The 17,364-nt window shown below is 67.2% G+C and carries 15 protein-coding genes; 14 read left to right on the forward strand and 1 reads right to left on the reverse strand.

The features are described 5' to 3' along the window. The first annotated feature begins 48 nt into the window (after nt 1-48). From JOE48_RS00125 to JOE48_RS00185, 13 genes are all read left to right on the forward strand, one after another. Nucleotides 49-1,374, forward strand: coding sequence for an LLM class flavin-dependent oxidoreductase (locus JOE48_RS00125; protein WP_210025754.1), 1,326 nt, complete (start codon nt 49-51; stop codon nt 1,372-1,374). Between the two features lie 44 nt (nt 1,375-1,418). Next, the gene (locus tag JOE48_RS00130; protein WP_210025756.1) at nt 1,419-1,883 is read left to right on the forward strand and encodes a flavin reductase family protein; all 465 of its coding nucleotides are present in this window, start codon (nt 1,419-1,421) and stop codon (nt 1,881-1,883) included. Nucleotides 1,884-2,142: 259 nt separating this feature from the next. Continuing rightward, nucleotides 2,143-2,688, forward strand: a complete 546-nt coding sequence (locus JOE48_RS00135; RefSeq protein WP_312893401.1) for a TetR/AcrR family transcriptional regulator — start codon at nt 2,143-2,145, stop codon at nt 2,686-2,688. Nucleotides 2,689-2,709: 21 nt separating this feature from the next. After that, the gene (locus JOE48_RS00140) at nt 2,710-3,693 is read left to right on the forward strand and encodes an MDR family oxidoreductase (protein ID WP_210025760.1); all 984 of its coding nucleotides are present in this window, start codon (nt 2,710-2,712) and stop codon (nt 3,691-3,693) included. Nucleotides 3,694-3,846: 153 nt separating this feature from the next. Further along, nucleotides 3,847-5,067, forward strand: coding sequence for an ABC transporter substrate-binding protein (locus tag JOE48_RS00145; RefSeq protein WP_210025763.1), 1,221 nt, complete (start codon nt 3,847-3,849; stop codon nt 5,065-5,067). Nucleotides 5,068-5,073: 6 nt separating this feature from the next. Then, nucleotides 5,074-6,315: an MFS transporter gene (locus tag JOE48_RS00150; protein ID WP_210025765.1), complete on the forward strand. Its 1,242-nt coding sequence runs from the start codon at nt 5,074-5,076 to the stop codon at nt 6,313-6,315. A gap of 20 nt (nt 6,316-6,335) precedes the next feature. Then, nucleotides 6,336-7,157, forward strand: a complete 822-nt coding sequence (locus JOE48_RS00155; RefSeq protein ID WP_210025767.1) for an enoyl-CoA hydratase-related protein — start codon at nt 6,336-6,338, stop codon at nt 7,155-7,157. Then, the gene (locus JOE48_RS00160; protein WP_245252662.1) at nt 7,154-8,602 is read left to right on the forward strand and encodes a class I adenylate-forming enzyme family protein; all 1,449 of its coding nucleotides are present in this window, start codon (nt 7,154-7,156) and stop codon (nt 8,600-8,602) included. The genes JOE48_RS00155 and JOE48_RS00160 overlap by 4 nt, the downstream gene beginning before the upstream one ends. 81 nt (nt 8,603-8,683) lie before the next feature. Continuing rightward, entirely contained in the window at nt 8,684-9,955 is a 1,272-nt protein-coding gene (soxC, locus tag JOE48_RS00165) for a sulfite dehydrogenase (RefSeq protein ID WP_210025769.1), read from the forward strand. Beyond that, nucleotides 9,942-10,526, forward strand: coding sequence for a c-type cytochrome (locus JOE48_RS00170; protein ID WP_245252663.1), 585 nt, complete (start codon nt 9,942-9,944; stop codon nt 10,524-10,526). Before soxC ends, JOE48_RS00170 begins: the two co-directional genes overlap by 14 nt. Nucleotides 10,527-11,090: 564 nt before the next feature. Next, nucleotides 11,091-12,092 carry a TRAP transporter substrate-binding protein gene (locus JOE48_RS00175; protein ID WP_210025772.1) on the forward strand — a complete coding sequence of 334 codons (1,002 nt, stop codon included), beginning with the start codon at nt 11,091-11,093 and terminating at the stop codon, nt 12,090-12,092. Between the two features lie 5 nt (nt 12,093-12,097). Further along, complete coding sequence (locus JOE48_RS00180; RefSeq protein ID WP_210025774.1) at nt 12,098-14,026, forward strand: TRAP transporter large permease subunit; 1,929 nt, start codon at nt 12,098-12,100, stop codon at nt 14,024-14,026. A 5-nt stretch (nt 14,027-14,031) separates the two neighbouring features. Then, nucleotides 14,032-14,895: an amidohydrolase family protein gene (locus JOE48_RS00185; RefSeq protein ID WP_210025776.1), complete on the forward strand. Its 864-nt coding sequence runs from the start codon at nt 14,032-14,034 to the stop codon at nt 14,893-14,895. A 198-nt stretch (nt 14,896-15,093) separates the two neighbouring features. On the opposite strand, the gene JOE48_RS00190 is transcribed toward JOE48_RS00185, so the two are convergent. Continuing rightward, entirely contained in the window at nt 15,094-15,786 is a 693-nt protein-coding gene (locus JOE48_RS00190) for a GntR family transcriptional regulator (protein ID WP_210025778.1), read from the reverse strand. 278 nt (nt 15,787-16,064) lie between these two features. Between JOE48_RS00190 and JOE48_RS00195 the strand changes: the two genes are divergently transcribed. After that, nucleotides 16,065-17,360 carry an MFS transporter gene (locus JOE48_RS00195; RefSeq protein WP_210025780.1) on the forward strand — a complete coding sequence of 432 codons (1,296 nt, stop codon included), beginning with the start codon at nt 16,065-16,067 and terminating at the stop codon, nt 17,358-17,360. The last annotated feature ends 4 nt before the right edge of the window (nt 17,361-17,364 follow it).

Raw genomic sequence — 17,364 nt, forward strand, 5'->3', positions numbered from 1 at the left:
GTCCATGCGCGGTCTACCCATGCCCGACAGTTGAGATGCGGAGGAACCATGCTCAACAAGACCATGCATCTGTGCGGCTTCATGAATGCCGGGCCGGTCGTTCATAGCCACGCGATTTGGCGCAACCCGCGTCACGAGACGAGTTTTCTCAGTCTCCAACATTATGTCGAGATCGCACAGATCCTTGAGCGCGGTCGGTTCGACCTGATGTTCTTCGCGGATCGGCTCGCCATCGCCGACCGTTATGGCGACAGCCACGAGGTCGGCATTCGGTATGGCGACCAAGACGCGACGCGACTAGACCCGCTACCGATCCTCGGGGCGGCGTCCGCGGTGACGCACCATATCGGGCTCGGCGCGACACGTTCTACGACCTACGAGTCGCCCTACAGCGTCGCGCGGGAATTCGCGACCCTCGACCATATCTCTAACGGCCGAGCCGCGTGGAACGTCGTCACATCGATGAACGATGGCGAGGCGCTCAACTTCGGCAACGTCCAGCATCTCGGCCACGACGAGCGCTACGATCGCGCCGATGAGTTTATGGAGGTTGCCTTCAAGCTCTGGGACAGTTGGGAGCCGGACGCCCTCGTCCTCGATCGGGCCCGCGGCATCTACGCCGACCCGGATAAGGTCCACCACATCAACCACGAGGGTGCGTGGTTCCGTTCACGCGGCCCACTGAACATACCGCGCTCGCCGCAGGGGCGGCCGGTGATCATCCAGGCTGGCTCGTCGGGGCGCGGCAAGGCCTTCGCTGCACGCTGGTCCGAGGTCATCTTCGCGCTTCAGCCGAACCTCGAGCGGATGCGTGTCTTCAAGGCTGATGTTGAGGCGAGCCTTGCCGCGCAGGGGCGCTCGCCGAACTCGGCAAAGGTGATGATGGCGGTGATGCCATTCATTGCAAACAGCCGCGCCGAGGCGGAAGATCTTCGCGACCTCCATGATTCCCTGGTCAATCCCCTAGTTGGCCTGTCAACGCTGGCCGGCCATGCCAATACCGACCTTTCGACCCTGCCGCTCGATGCGAACGTCGAATCGATCCAGGCGTCGGGGAGCCAAGGGAACCTGGCGGCCTTGAAGAGCATCGCAGAGGGCGAACCGATCACCATCGCCGACGCGGGGCGCATTTACGGCCGCGGCGTCATGTGCCCGCGTCTCGTCGGGACTGCGCGGGACATCGCCGATGAACTCGCCGACGTTCTGCACAGCGGAGCTGCCGACGGTTTCGTGATCTCCCCGGCCTTCCTTCCCGACACGTTCGCCGATTTCGTGGGGCAAGTCGTCCCCCTGTTGCAGGAAAGGGGGCTGCTCCGGCGCGATTACGCCGGCGCCACCCTGCGCGATCATCTCGCCGAGCAAGTCGTATCATGAGGGCCACGGCCGATGCCGGCCCTGCATCGCACGACCTCCCGAGTGTGAGCGAAACCGCGTTCAAGACAGCGATGCGAGCGCTGGCCTCAACTGTGTGCGTCATTACGAGCTGCCATAGCGGCGAGGCGAACGGCATGACGGCGACGGCTGTGTCCAGCGTGGCGGCCGACCCCCCGACGGTCCTGGTGGCCGTCAACCGCGACAACCGTTCGCACGCTCTAATTCGCGACGGGGCCTGCTTCGCTCTGAATGTTCTGTGTGCCGACCAAGACGAGCTCGCCATGCAGTTCGCGACCCGGGCACCGCAGCCTTTCGCCACCGTCGCCTTCAGCGAAGGCGTGACCGGATGTCCCCTCATTGACGGCTGCGGGACGGTGCTTGAATGCGTGCTCACATCGTCCTTTGACGTGGCGACGCACACGATTTTCATCGGCCGCGTCGTGGCATCCCGCGGGTCCGGCGGATCGCCGCTCCTCTATTGGGACGGTCAGTTCGGCACGGTCCGCTAATGTCAACCGAAGCGGCAGGGATATTCTTCGCCTCCGGACCAGAGTGATAAAACACTCGGCGCTTTGCTGCTTGTCCTCCGAAGAGCGGCGCACGGAACGCGACCGAGGAGCGTCTCCGAGGCTCGTTGCATTTAATAAGCAACCGGTCTATTTCTAAATCATGCAGTCCGATTCGGTCTCGGTTGTCACCACGCGCAAAAGAGGTCGGCCACCCAGGCCTGAGCCGGCCTACGGCACGTCGCGGGCGGCCTTGATCCGGGTGGGCGTCGCGCTACTATCGGAGAAGGGCTACTCGGCAACCGGCCTTGAAGAGGTCCTGCGCAATGCCGGTGTGCCGAAAGGTTCATTCTACCACTACTTCGCGAGCAAGGACGTCTTCGGCGCCGAACTGATCGAGGCGTACGCAGCCTATTTCGCGCGCAAGCTCGACCGCTGGTTGCTCGATGAGAGTACGACCCCACTCCAGCGCATAAGGAACTTCGCTGCCGACGCGAAGGCCGGCATGGCACGCTACGAGTTCCGTCGCGGCTGCGTCGTCGGCAATCTCGGGCAGGAAATGAGCGCCTTGCCGGAGCTCTTCCGGGACCGTCTGCACGGCGTGCTCCTCGACTGGCAGGCGCGGACGGAGCGCTGTCTCCGGGATGCCCAGGCAGCCGGCGAGATTGCCGCGGATGCCGATTGCGCGGCGCTGGCGGCGTTTTTCTGGATCGGCTGGGAAGGTGCGGTCCTGCGCGCCAAGCTCGAGCGCAGCCCCGAGCCTCTCGACCTCTTTGCAACCCTATTCCTGACCTGTCTGACGCGCTGAGCGCCCCACGGAGTGCCCCAGATGTTCAAGGCGATCCTGATAGAAAAGGATGAAGCGGGCTACCGCGCTGGCCTACGTGAGATCGACGAGGCGCAGCTCCCCGAGGGCGACGTTACCGTGGACGTCGCCTACTCGACGTTGAACTACAAGGACGGACTTGCGATCACCGGCAAAGGCCCGGTCGTGCGCAAGTTTCCGATGGTGCCGGGTATCGACATCGCCGGAACCGTCCGCGAGTCCCGGCATCACGAGTACAAGGCCGGCGACTGTGTCGTCCTCAATGGCTGGGGCGTCGGCGAGACCCATTGGGGTGGGCTGGCGCAAGTCGCGCGCCTCCAGGGCGACTGGCTGGTGCCGCTGCCCGAGGCGCTCACGCCACGCCAGGCGATGGCGATCGGCACTGCCGGTTACACAGCGATGCTGTGTGTGATCGCCCTCGAGCGCCACGGCGTTACCACCGATAAGGGCGAGGTCGTCGTCACTGGCGCGGCCGGTGGCGTCGGCAGTACAGCGGTCGCCCTCCTGTCGCGCCTCGGCTACACTGTCGTGGCGGTGAGCGGCCGTCCTGAGGAGGCCGACTACCTGCGTAGCCTCGGCGCTGCTGAGGTGCTGGACCGGGCGACATTTTCGGATCCGGGCAAGCCGCTCGCCCGGGAGCGCTGGGCCGGGGCCGTCGATGTGGTTGGTAGCCACACGCTGGCGAACGTCTGCGCCGCCATGAGGTACCGGGGCGTCGTCGCGGCCTGCGGTCTGGCGCAGGGCATGGACCTGCCTGCGAGCGTGGCCCCCTTCATCCTGCGCGGTGTCAGTCTGATCGGGATCGACAGCGTAATGTGCCCACGGCCTGAGCGGCTCGAGGCCTGGAACAGGCTGGTCCGTGACCTCGATCCGGCCAAGCTCGAGGCGATCACGGACGAGATCGGCCTGACGGAGGCCGTGGCCACTGCGGAGCGCCTGATGGCGGGCCGGGTGCGCGGCCGCGTCGTCGTGGACGTAAATCGCTAGGCGTTTTCGACACTCTTCGCCGCCGTTTGAGCAGCGATTAAGACCGTAAACGTGCAAGGAAGACTTGAGTGCGATGACGTAAGACTGAGCGCGGCACCGCCGCCGGACTGAAAAAAACAAACACAGTCCGTTTATGCCAATGGAGGAACGACCATGAAGGGTGTATTCGCGCTGGCGATGCTGTTTGGCGGCCTGTCCGCCGCGCAGGCCGACCCGCTGCCGACCTTCCGCATCGGCGTGCTGAATGACCAGTCCGGCCTCTACGCCGACATCGCTGGGCCGGGTTCCGTCGAGGCCGCGCGCATGGCCGTCGAAGACTTCAAGCCGGACGCGAGAGGCTTTCGCGTCGAGGTTCTCTCGGCCGACCACCAGAACAAGCCCGATATCGGCGCTGCCATCGTGCGACGCTGGTTCGACGTCGACCATGTCGACGCGATCGTCGACGTGCCGACATCGTCGGTCGCCTTGGCCGTATCGAACATCGCGAGCGAGAAGGACAAGGCGTTCCTGATCGCAAGCGCCGGTTCCTCGGATCTAACCGGAAAGAACTGCACCCGCACGAACGTCCACTGGACCTACGACACCTGGGCTCTCGGCAACAGCACGGCGCGCGCGGTGATCAAGCAGGGCGGGAAGTCCTGGTTTTTTCTCACGACGGATTACGCGTTCGGCCACGCTCTGGAGCGTGACGCAACCGAGGCCGTGACGAAGGCAGGCGGCAAGTCCCTCGGGCACGTCCTTGCCCCGTTCCAGAGCACCGACTTCTCCTCCTACCTACTCCAGGCCCAGGGCAGCCGGGCGCAGGTCGTCGCGCTCGCCAATTCCGGCGGCGACACGATCAACGCCATCAAGCAGGCCTCGGAGTTCGGCCTCACCGACGGCGGCCAGCAGCTCGTCGCGCTCCTCGCCTTCATCTCGGACATCCACTCGGTCGGCCTGAAGGTCGCCCACGGCCTCACCCTGACCGAGGCGTTCTACTGGGACCTCAACGACGGCACCCGAGCCTGGGCGAAGCGGTTCGCCGCGCGCAACGGAGGCCGCTACCCAACGATGAACCAGGCGGGCACCTACGCGGCGATGCTACACTGGATGAAGGCGATCGCCGCCCTCGACAAGGACAAAGCGCATCGCGGCACCGACGTCGTCGCTCAGATGAAGGAGATGCCGACGGACGATCCGCTGTTCGGCCACGGCTCGATCCGCGCGGACGGGCGCACCATCCACGACCTCTACCTGCTCCAGGTCAAGGAACCTTCGGAGTCGAAGGGGCCGTACGATTACTACAAGCTCCTCGACACCATCCCGGGCGACCAGGCGTTCCGGCCCATGGCCGACGGCGGTTGCCCCCTCGTGGCCCACACGGCCGCGAAGTAAGGCGGCATGGCCAAGTCGCCCCCTGACGCGGCCGACAGCGCGACCGTCACCGCCAAGCGCACCGCGATCGCGCTGCTGCTCCTGAGCGAGGTGGCGGCTATGGCGACGTGGTTCGCCACCACCGCCTCCATCGGCGCGATCCGCACGCACTGGCCGCTGAGCCCGTTCCAGGAGGCCCTGCTCACCAACAGCGTGCAGGCCGGCTTCGTCGCCGGCACCCTGGTCAGCGCGTTGCTCGGGCTGGCCGATCGGTTCGATCTGCGCCGGTTGTTCTGCGGCTGCGCCGTCGCGGCGGGTCTCGCCAACCTCCTGATGCTGGCCTTCGAGCCGACATCGCCGGCGGTGCCGCTGCTACGCTTCATCACGGGGGCCTGCATGGCAGGCGTCTATCCGGTCGGCATGAAGATCGCCGCCACCTGGGCGGTGGGAGATCTGGGGCTGCTGATCGGCCTGCTGGTGGGGGCACTCACCCTTGGCTCGGCCCTGCCCCACCTCGTCGCGGCCTTCGGCCAGCTCGATTGGCACCTGCCGGTGCTCGGTGCGGCGCTGGGCGCGCTTCTTTCGGCGGCCCTGATCCGCTTCGTGCAACTCGGGCCGATCCGGTCGGAGGCCCCACCCTTGCGCCTGGAGAACGCCCTGGAGGCGTGGCGCAACCGCGGCGTGCGCTTGGCCAATCTCGGCTATCTCGGCCACATGTGGGAACTCTACGCGATGTGGGCCTGGATCGGCGCCTTCATGGCGGCGAGCTTCCGGGAGCGCTACGGCAACGCCCCGCCGTTCCCGCCGGAACTGGCCGCCTTCGCGGTGGTGGCGGCCGGGGCGTTCGGCGCCATGCTGGGCGGCTGGGCGGCCGATCGGCTCGGCCGCACGCTGGTCACCGGCGCCTCGATGCTCGCAAGCGGCTGCTGTGCCATCGCGGTGGGCTTCCTGTTCGGGGGACCTGCCTGGGCGGTGCTGGCGGTGGGTGTCCTCTGGGGCGTGGCGGTGATCGCGGATTCGGCGCAGTTCTCGGCGGCGGTGAGCGAGCTGAGCGATCGCCGGCTGATCGGCACGATGCTGACCGTGCAGACTTGCGTGGGTTTCCTGCTGACGCTCGTAAGTATCCAACTTATCGCCTTCGCGGGGACGTATCTCGGCTGGCGCTTCGCCTTCGCGCTCCTCGCCATCGGGCCGTTCCTCGGCCTCGCCTCGATGCTGCGGCTGCGGCGCCTGCCCGAGGCCAAGCGACTAGCGGGAGGCCGTAAGTGACAGTGAGGAGAAAGTCGCCTGTGGCCTTCACGACGATCACCTACGAGACGCTCACGCCCGTGGCGCGGATCACCCTCAACCGCCCGGAGCGCACCAACGCAATCAGCGCGGCTATGCTCGACGAACTCGCGCAGGCGATGGACGCGGCCGAGGCTGACGCCGCGGTGCGCGCCGTGATCGTGCGCGGGGCCGGTACGGCCTTCTCGTCGGGCTTCGACCTCAAGGATCAGATGGCACTCCGCCCCGAAGGCGTGAGCCAGTGGCGCCCGATCCTGCGCAAAGATTTCGACGTGCCGATGCGCTTCTGGCACTGCCCGAAGCCGACCATCGCAGCGGTGCGCGGCCCCTGCCTCGCCGGTGCCTGCGAGCTGGCGCTGGCCTGCGACGTGACCGTGGCGGCCGAGGACGCCTTCTTCGGCGAGCCGGAGCTGAAGTTCGGGGCTGGCATCGTGGTGATGATCCTACCCTGGATCGTCGGCCCGAAGATCGCCAAGGAGATCATCCTCACGGGCGAGGACCGCATTCCGGCGCGGCGCGCTTACGAAATCGGAATGGTCAACCGGGTCGTGCCGATTGCCGACCTCGATGCGAGCGCGCTGCACCTTGCCCGGCACATCGCGGCGATCGACCCGAATCTCGTCAAGGAGACCAAGCGGGCGATCAACCGGTCGATCGAGGCGCGCGGCATGCTGGAGGCCCTGGAGACGGCGCTCGACATCGACCTTCTGATCGAGGGCGAAGGCTCGCCGGACAAGCGGGCCTTCATGGACATCGCCCGGTCGCAGGGCCTGAAGGCGGCGCTGGCGTGGCGCGACAGCCGCTTCCCGGGAGCCGGATCATGACCGGGGCGCTGTCGGAGATCCTGGGCGCGGGGTTCGCGCGCCCGGGCAGCCGGGTGGACGAGAGTTCCGGCCCTGGAATGTCGGGCTACGAACTCGGCGCACACGCGGACCTTATCGAGGGCCAGCTGCGTGCGGCAGGGGTGCGCCCACACGAGCCCGTGCTCGTGGCTATCGGCAACCGCGCCCTCGATCTCGGTACGCTGCTCGGCCTCTGGCGGGCGGGGGCGGTTGCGGTGCCCGTGCACCGGTCCGCCGCACCGCTCACCCGCGGGGCGATCGAGCGGGCGACGCGCGCCCGCTTCTGGGTCGACGGGCTCGCCCTGGACAGGATCGCCGAGGCGCTGCCGCCGGAGCGTCCTCTCGTGGAGGGGGCCGCCCTCGTAGTCTTCACCTCGGGCAGCACCGGCGCGCCGAAGGGCGTGGTGCTCGGGCACGACGCCCTGGCGCGCAAGCTCGCGATCCTCGACCGGCTGCTGGACTTCCGCCCGGACGACGTCGTCGCGGTGCCGCTCCAGCTGACCTTCATCTTCGGGATCTGGGCGAGTCTCCTGGCGATCCGCTCCGGGGCGAAACTCATCCTCGTCCCGAAATTCACCTCCGCGACGCTCGCGGGTCTGCTCGCCACGGAGGCGACGGTGTTGGCCGCGGTGCCCACTATGCTGCGGGCCCTGCTGGCCGACGGTGCCCCGCCGGCCCCTCGTCTGCGGGCGGTGCTGACCGGCGGCGAGGCACTCAGCCCGTCGCTGGCCCGTGCGGTCTGCGACGGATGGCCGGAGGCCGAGCTTATCGACCTCTATGGCTCGACCGAGACTGGCTCCTGCGACTTCTGCCACCGACCGCGGGATGCCACGAAGGCTGGGTCGATCGGCATGCCGACCGAGGGCGTGTCGTTCCGCATCGCCCGGGACGACGGCGCGCTCGCCGCTCCGGGCGAGACCGGCGAGCTGCGCATCCGAACTGCCTGCGGCATGCTCGGCTACCTCGACGGCGCCGAGCTGACTCGTTCCGCCCTGGAAGCGGACCACTTCCGGACAGGGGATCTCGCGCGCCTGCGCCCGGACGGTCAGGTCGAGCTCGTCGGGCGCTCGAAGGAGATCATCGCGCGGGGCGGTAACAAGATTGCGCCCCTGGAGATCGAAAACGCCCTGTGCGCGCATCCGGACATCGCGGCGGCCCTGTGCGCCGGCGTGCCCGACGCGCGCCTCGGCGAGGCGATCCACGCTGTCGTCGTGCTGAAGCCCGGCCTCGCTCTGTCGGCGGACGAACTCAGATGCTGGGCGTCGGCCCATCTCGAACGCTACAAGGTGCCGGACGTGATCGTCTTCAGCGACACGCTGCCGTCGGGCGCGACCGGCAAGGCGAGCCGGGCGATGGTCAGTTCGCTCACGCTGTTCCGTACCGATCCGTCGTCGACCGGCCTGCATAGCCCGCCGATGGGATCCTGAGACGAAGCGGAGGAAACGATGCCGATCCAGCCTGCTCCCCCGCGCCCGACTGAGGACGAGACCTGTCCCTGCCGAGACGGCATGTTCGCCACCCGCGGCGCCGACCGACGCCGATTCCTCTTCGCCGCGGGTTCCGGCGTCGCCGCCCTGTCGGCAGGTCGGGCGCTGGCAGAAGATGGCGCTCCTGCCGGCGCCCGCCACTTCGACGTGCCCGAGGACCCGACTAAGGAGCAGGGGCGGGCCGTGGGTGCGGACGGCGGCTACGGTTCATGCTCGCAGTTCGAGACGACCAAGCGGGTTCGCTACCCGACGCCCAACGAGAACACGTCCTGGTCCTTGACGCCGCTCGCCGGACTTGTCGGCAACCTCACGCCGTCCGGCCTGCATTTCGAGCGGCACCATGGCGGCATCCCGACCATAGATCCCGGGCGCCACAGCCTCGTCGTCCACGGCTTGGTCGGCACCCCGAAACGGTTCGGCATGGACGACCTCCGGCGGCTGCCATCGGTGACGCGCAAGCACTTCATCGAGTGCTCCGGCAACGGCCTGACCGAGTGGAAGAAGCAGACGCTCAAGACTGTCCAGGGCACGCACGGGCTGCTCAGCACCTCGGAGTGGACTGGGGTGCTGTTCTCGACGCTGGCCCGCGAAGTCGGGCTGAGGGAGGGAGGCACCTGGGTCCTCGCCGAGGGCGCGGATGCCGCCATGATGACCCGCTCCATCCCGTTGGAGAAGCTCCTCAGGGACGGGATCATCGCCTACGGCCAGAACGGTGAGGCGATCCGGCCCGAGCAGGGCTATCCCGTGCGCCTGCTGCTGCCCGGCTACGAAGGCAACACTCACATCAAATGGCTGCGGCGGCTTGAGGTCAGCGACAAGCCGTTCATGACGCGGGAGGAAACCTCCAAGTACACGGACCTGATGGCGGACGGCCGCGCGCGGCAGTTCACACTCGACATGGATGCGAAGTCGGTCATCACATTCCCATCCGGAGACATGCGCCTGCCGGGTCCTGGCATCTACAATATCACCGGCTTCGCTTGGTCAGGACGCGGGCGCGTGCAGTCCGTCGACGTCTCGCTCGATGCAGGCAAGACTTGGTATCCGGCCCATCTCGGATCCACTCCGGAGCCAATGTGCACGGTGCGCTTCGCCTTCCCATGGACCTGGGATGGCACGCCCGCCGTGCTGCAGAGTCGATGCGTGGACGAGACCGGCTACGTCCAGCCGACGCGCCAGCAACTGCTCGCCATCCGCGGCGATCACGGCGCATCGGCGTCGATCTACCATCTCAACGCGATCCAGAGTTGGGCCGTCGCAAACACCGGGGAGGTGAGCAATGTCCATGCGTAAACGCGCACGCTGCCCCGCGCGGGCGGCCGCTCTCTCGGTCCTCGCCCTGTTTGCGACGGAAGCGGCCTCCCAGACAGCGGCCGACACCCGGCTCGATGTCGGCAAGCCGGTCACCGAGGCCGACCTCGGAGCGTATTTCTCGATTCCGCCGAGCGGGACAGGTCTGCCGCCGGGTCACGGCAGCGCGCAGGTCGGTGCCGCGATCTTCCAGGAGCGATGCGCCGCCTGTCACGGCGAGAAGCTCCAGGGCAACATGGCGCCGGGCATCGGCGCGGATCGGCTGATCGGGGGACGAGGCAGTCTTGCAACGGACAACCCGATCAAGACGACCGAGAGCTACTGGCCGTACGCCACGACGCTGTTCGACTACGTCAAGCGGGCGATGCCGTTCGACGCGCCGGGCTCGCTCACCGATGACCAAGTCTACGCAGTCGTCGCCTACATCCTGTCGGAAGGTCACGTCATCAAGCCCGACGAGACGCTGGACGCGGCCAGCCTCCCGAAGGTGCAGATGCCCAACCGCGACGGGTTCATCCCCGATCCTCGGCCTGAACTGAGCCTCTACCGTTAGCGCAACCTGGCTCACTCACCGGCGCCGGTTGCCCGACTTCGGGCGGAAAACTCGCGCTGGTCCAGCCGCTATGGACGTCGCCCTGTGGGTGACTTCCATGCTCTTCGAAAGCGAACTTTTCCACGCGTGCAGGTGCTCGCCGGTTGCATGCGAATGAGCGTCGTTGGCTTCAGTCTCTGATGCCGTTCACGAAACAGTCGCGGGCGAGACACTGAAATTCAGTGGACGGCGCCTCTGTTTATCGAGGTTGCCGAACTTGACCCTTACCCAGCAAACTTTGACCCTGCACTAACTTTGAACTCGGACCGCCTCGTGGGGGCAGGTCAAAACGTTGGAGCAGATCACGCAATTGAGCAACCGATAGAGCGAACGGTGCGCCGCCGAATAAGCGTCCGGAATCCAAGAGGCAACTGTCACCCGATGTATAACGATGCCTGTGAGGCATGATTGACGGGTGCCGTGGCGGCGGACATCCTCTCGGTCAATCCGCGGCCGAGAAAAAGCGAGCCGCCGAATAAGTGGTTGGCCAGCCAATAGGCCTGCCTAGGGAATGAGGGAACGCCTTTGATCAGTCGCCGCACGTTCGCCGGTGCCGTCCTCGGCGCGCCGGTAGCCCTGCCGTTCCTCGCGCGATCGGGCTTCGCCGCCACACCGACGCATACGCTAAAACTCACCTTCGCCGATACACAGGCGCATCCGCTCTACGCCGTGCTGAAGCGCTTTGCCGAGAACGTGAACAAACGGACGGACGGCGCCGTCGAAATCCAGGTGTTCAGCATCGGCCAGCTCGGCAGCGGCACCAACATCATGACCGGCATGCAGACCGGCATCATCGATCTGTGCGCGCACACCTCCGGCTTCATCGGCCCGCTCTTCCCACGGTTTCAGGTGGTGGACCTGCCCTTCCTCTTTCCCGATGCTAAGACCGCCGAACGGGTTCTGGACGGGCCGATCGGCGGTCAGCTCCTCGACCTCATGCCCGCCAAGGGCATCTACGGGCTATCCTACGGCCATTGGGGCTGGCGTGTCGTATCGACCGTCGAGCGAAAGGTGCCGGAGCCGACCGACATCAAGGGACTCAAGATCCGCGTCCAGCCCGGCGCCATCTTCGCGGCGATGTTCCGCACGCTCAGCGCGAACCCGATCGCGATCGACCTGACGGAAGTCTATCTCGCGCTGTCCCAGCGCACGATCGAAGCCATCGAGACGCCGATGATCTCGGTCGCGGCCGGCAAGCACGATGAAGTCGTGCGAACGATCAACACGACCAATCACGTCTACAACGTCGGGGTCCTCATGGCGAGCAAGGCCAAGCTCGACGCGTTGCCCGAGCAGGCGCGGAGCGCGATTAGGGCGGCGGCGCAAGATATGACGGGCGATTGGCGCACCACGATCGCGGCGGCGACCGACGAGACCGCCACGCGTTTCAAGGCGAAGGGCTTGGCGATCCTGCCGGTAGACCAAGATGCGTACCGCAAGCAGGTCGAGCCCGTGTACAAGCAGTTTCGCGACATCATCGGGTCGGACCTGGTCGATACCGTGATGAAGGAGGTCGGGAAGGGTTAGTCCCCGTGTCCGCGGGAGAGCCCACGCTGGCCCACGGTACGATTGAGCGGACATCGACCACGCTCGCCCTGTCGCCCTACGCCGCGCTCCGCCTGTACGGCCGCGGGCTCGACCTCGTCGAGTGGCTCTGCCGCGCCCTCCTCGTCGTGGCGCTCGTCGGCGAACTCGGGATCATCCTCTGGGACATCACCGCCCGCTCGACGATCGATCTGTCGCTGTTGTGGGCGGACGAGGCCGCCAAGCTCTGCCTGACGACGCTGGCCTTCATCGGGGGCGCCTTAGCTTACCGGGCCAAGCATCACACCACCGTCGAGTTCGTGCGCCAGCTGCTGCCGGCCGGTTGGCGCGAGCCCGTCGCGATCGCGATCGACGGTCTCGTCCTCGTGACTGCAGCCACCGTCGGCTACGTCTCCCTCGACCTTCTATCGATCTCTGCGCTATCCACGACGCCGATTCTGCAGATCAGCGCCGCTTGGTTCGTCGTTCCGCTCAGCGTCGGTATGGCGCTCGTCGTCCTGTTTGCGATCGAGCGGTTCGCGACGGATTACCGCCCTGCCCTCGCCTGGCGCACGCTGGCCGGCGTCGCCGTCACCGTTTCGATCGTGCTCGCTGTCACCGCGCTGCCGGCCATCCCGCGCCCCGGTCCACAGGCGGCGCTCGGCCTGATGCTGGTCCTGTTCTTCGCCGCCGTCCTCCTCGGCCTGCCGGTCAGCTTCGCGATGCTGCTCGGCTCGCTGTTCTTCCTCCAGCTGACCGGAACGGCGCCGCTGATCGCGGCAGCGCAAAACACCGTCGACGGGACGGGCAACTTCATCCTGCTGACCCTGCCGTTCTTCATCTGGACGGGCCTCATCATGGAACGCGGCGGGATCAGCCTCCGGCTGGTTCGCTTCGCGATGGCGCTCGTCGGCCATCTGCGCGGCGGCCTGCTCCAGGTCGTCGTCCTGACGATCTACCTCGTGTCCGGCATCTCCGGATCGAAGGTCGCCGACGTCGTCGCGGTCGGCTCTGTGCTGCGGGGCGAGCTGAAGAAACAGGGCTACGGGCCCGAGCGGAGCGCGGCGGTTCTCGCAGCCTCGGCTGCGATGTCGGAGACGATCCCGCCGAGCCTGGCGATGCTGGTCCTCGGCTCCGTCGCGCCGATCTCCATCGGGACGCTGTTCATCGCCGGCCTCCTGCCCGCGGCCGTGATCGCCGTTCTGTTGATGATCCTGAACTGGGTCCTGGCCGTGCGCGAAGGCGCACCGCGCATGCCGCGCGCGACCGGACCCGAACTCGCCCTGGCGGCCGTAGCGGCCGCGCTGCCGCTGGTCATGCCGGTCCTGATGGTCGTCGGCATCCGCTTCGGTTTCGCCACCCCGACGGAAATCTCGGCGGTCGCCGTGCTCTACGGCCTCATTCTGGCCTGCGGCGTGTACCGCGCCTTCAGACTGCGCGATCTCGTGCGGATCGTCGTGGAATGCGGGGTGCTGTCCGGGATGGTGCTCTTCATCATCGCTGCAGCCGGCTCGTTCGCGTGGACGCTCACCGCGGCGAACCTGCCGGTCGCCCTGATCTCGCTCCTGCACGCGCTGGGCGACAGCCGGGCGGCGTTCCTGATCGGCTCGCTCGCGCTGCTCGTCGTGGTCGGATCGCTGCTCGAAGGGCTGCCGGCGCTGATCATCCTCGGGCCACTGCTGATCCCCATCGCGGGCCAGTACGGGATCGACAGCATCCACTACGCGATGGTCATCATCCTCGCGATGGGGATCGGCATCTTCATCCCACCGATTGGCATCGGCTTCTACATCGCGTGCGCCGTCGCCGAGAGCCGCATCGAGGCGGCCAGCCGGGCGATGATCCCCTACCTCATCGTGCTCGTCCTCGGCGTGCTCGCCGTGGCGTTCATACCCTGGTTCACCCACGCCCTGCCCAACCTCGTCGGATCGCGCTGAGCCCCATGACGGACGATACCTGCCTCGCCCCCGATCCGGACGTGCGTCCCCCGACCTTCCGGATGCCGCCTGGCGCGACCGACACGCATTTCCACGTCTTCGGTCCGGACCGCCTCGAGCGGCTCGTGCCGCAGCGCGACTACACGCCGCCTGAAGCCGCTGCCGCGAGCGCGCGCCGGCTGTTCGACACACTCGGCATCGAGCGGATCGTCGTCGTCCAGGCGAGCATCTTCGGCCTCGACAACCGTGACCAGCTCGAGGAGGGCGCCGCAATCGGGCTACCGATGCGCGCGGTCGTGGTGGTCGGTCCGGACGCCTCCGAGGCGGAGATGCGTGCCCTGCACGAGCGAGGCGCGCGTGGCATTCGCTTCATCATGGCCCATCCGGGCGGTCTCGAATCGTCCGGGATCGAGCGGGCCGCGGCCCGGGCCTGCGAGATGGGCTGGCACCTCCAGTTCCTCCTGAAGCCCGCACACCTCGTGGAGCTGGAGCCGCGCCTGCGGCGGCTTCCTTGTCCGGTGGTCATCGACCACATGGGGTTTCTCGCGCCCGAGCAAGGGCTTGAGCAGCCGGGGTTCCAGGCCCTGCGTCGCCTCATCGAAGCCGGGACGGGGTGGGTCAAGCTGACGGGCGCCTATCGCCTGTCTCAGGGAGCCCCGCACTATCTGGAGCTTCGCCCCTTTGTGGAGGCCCTCCTCGCGCTCAGGCCCGATCGTCTCCTGTGGGGGAGTGACTGGCCGCATGTCGGGTTGAGAAGCGGGATGCCCAACACCAGCGACCTCTTAGAGCTGTTTGGTTCCTGGGTTTCCGATGAGGCTGACCGTCGGCGCATTCTCGTCGACAACCCGGATGCGCTCTTCGAATTTTGAGCGCGTTGACAGGGCGGCATCGTCGGTCGCGATGGATTGGTCCGCCGCACCATCGGCCTCCGGGGTGAGGAACGGTCTTCCCTCCCCGTCCCCCGGGACGGAAAGGCGGGAGTGGGGGCGACCGTCGCCTTACAGAGCTTCAGGCGCGCGGCTCGGGCAGGGACGCGAACGCCATCCTCTCCGGGGAACGCCCCGAACTCAGGCGCCGACCCAATGGGTCAGCACGTTTCGCTGCGCGGCCTGGATGTGCTGACGGGCGCTGGCCTCCGCACGTTGACTGTCGCCGTCCGCGATGGCCGCCACCAGCGCGGTGTGCTCCTGTTCGGCTTCGACCACGCGGTTCGCATTGCGCCGCCGCGTGTTGCCGACGAGCGCCAACAGGGCCGCCATGGAGCTGAGATGCTCGGCGAGGTACCGGTTCCGGGCACAGGTGTGGATCGTCAGATGAAGATCGCGGTTGTGCCGAGCGCCGGCCACGGGATCGGCCGCAGAGGCGCGCTCCTGTTCGAGGATGTGCCGCATCCGCGCGATGTCGACCGGCGTCGCATATCGAGCAGCCAGTGACGCCGCGGCGCCCTCGGCCCATTCGCGCGCCGTGTACAGCTCCGAGACCTGTTGCTGATCCAGGGCCGCGATCCGGATGCCGCGATGCGACTGCATGCTCAGCAGTCCCTCCGCCTCCAGGCGCTGCAGGGCATCCCGGAGCGGCGTGCGGCTCATCTCGAGCCACGTGGTCAGATCTGCCTCGCGCACGAGCGATCCCGGCGCCAGCTGACCGTCCTGAATCGCCGTGAAGATCGCGTCGTAGGCGCGGCGGCTCAGCGGCCGGTCACCCCCTGGACTTCCGGGCAGCCAGGATTTCTCAGCCTCCGACCGCAGTTGCCCCTCCATCACGCTCCCGCTTCCAGCCTCGAACCCTACCGTCGCCTCACGCTGGACTCAACCGTATACAATTGTATATGGATTGACGGGCACAGGTCGGATTCGCGTGCAACGGCCCGTGAGGCCTTCCGAGTGTGGTCCTGCCATTTCGGGATTTGCGGGCCTCCATTCCTGGCCGTTCGACCCAGCGCGCCAAACGAGAGCGACACACAGAAGGTCGCCGCCCTGCATGATCCGGTCCGTAACGCGCGGGCCTGGAGTCAGTGAAACATCACTCGGGAGTAGACATGCCGTTCAGGCGAGGTTGGATCGCGCTGCTCCTGTTCGCGCTCGCAATGATCAATTACATTGATCGCGTCACGTTGTCTTTTGCTGCGGGGCCGATCGCGAAGGAATACGGGCTGGATCCGGTTTCTTTGGGGTATCTCTTCTCGTCGTTCCTGTGGACATACGCGCTGTTTCTGATCCCGATGGGCCTGCTGGTCGACCGGTTCGGTGCCAAGCGCGTCGCGGGTTTCGGGCTCACGCTCTGGTCGCTGGCGACGGCGGCGACCGGCCTGTCGACCGGCTTCGCCTCGCTTCTCGCGACACGTCTCGCGATGGGGACGGGGGAGGCGACGAGCAATCCCGCGGGCGCGCGCGTCATTCGCGAATGGATGCCGGCCGGCGAACGTGGGGCCATGAACGCGGCCTTCAACAGCGGGTCCTACGCGGGGCCTGCCCTGTGCGCCCTCGTGGCCGGTCCCATCATCGAGCACTTCGGCTGGCGGGCGCTCTTCTTCGCCGCCGGGGCGATCGGGTTGCTCTGGCTGATCTGCTGGCTCAGCCTCTTCTCCCGCCCGGAGGACGCGCGCTGGCTGAGCGAGCCTGAGCGGGCCAAGATCCTGGCCGAGCGGACCGGCAACACGGCGGCCGCGGGCGACCGCACGGGCCTGGTCGGTATGCTGTCATCCGGGCCGACGCTGTGGGGGCTGGCGCTGACGATGGGCTGCAACGTCTACTCGCAGTACCTCTTCCTGACATGGCTGCCGAGCTATCTGCAGACCACCAAGGGGCTCACGATCGCCAAGACCGGTCTCTACGCCGCGATCCCGTACACGGTGGCCGTGGTGCTCTGCATCGGGATCGGGTTTCTCAGCGATCGCATGATGCGGGGCGAGGTCGGCGGCGGTCGGCGCCGGTACGTCATCGCGTCCACGATGATGCTCGCGGCCACCGTCCTCTTCGCGCCCTTCGTCGACGGCGTGTGGCTGATCCTGGCGCTGATCGCGGTATCCCTGACCGGCATCGCCTCGACGACGTCGCTGACGTTCTCCCTGGTCAACGACCTGCTGCCGAACCCACGCGATATCGGCGTCGCCATGGCCTTCGTCGTGGTCGGCGGCAACGTCTTCGGGCTGATGGCGCCGATCGTGACCGGGTACGTCATCCGGGCGACGGGCAGCTACGACGGCGCCTTCTACGTCGCCGGTGCCCTCCTCATCTGCGGCGCGGCCTCGGTCCTGACGCTCACCCACACGCCGATCGGCGCGCGGCGATCCGAAGCCGAGTCCGAGGTCGCTCCCCTGTCGCAGCGGATCTGAGGCC

Origin of the sequence: Methylobacterium sp. PvR107 (assembly GCF_017833295.1) — a bacterium.
Classification (GTDB): Bacteria; Pseudomonadota; Alphaproteobacteria; order Rhizobiales; family Beijerinckiaceae; genus Methylobacterium.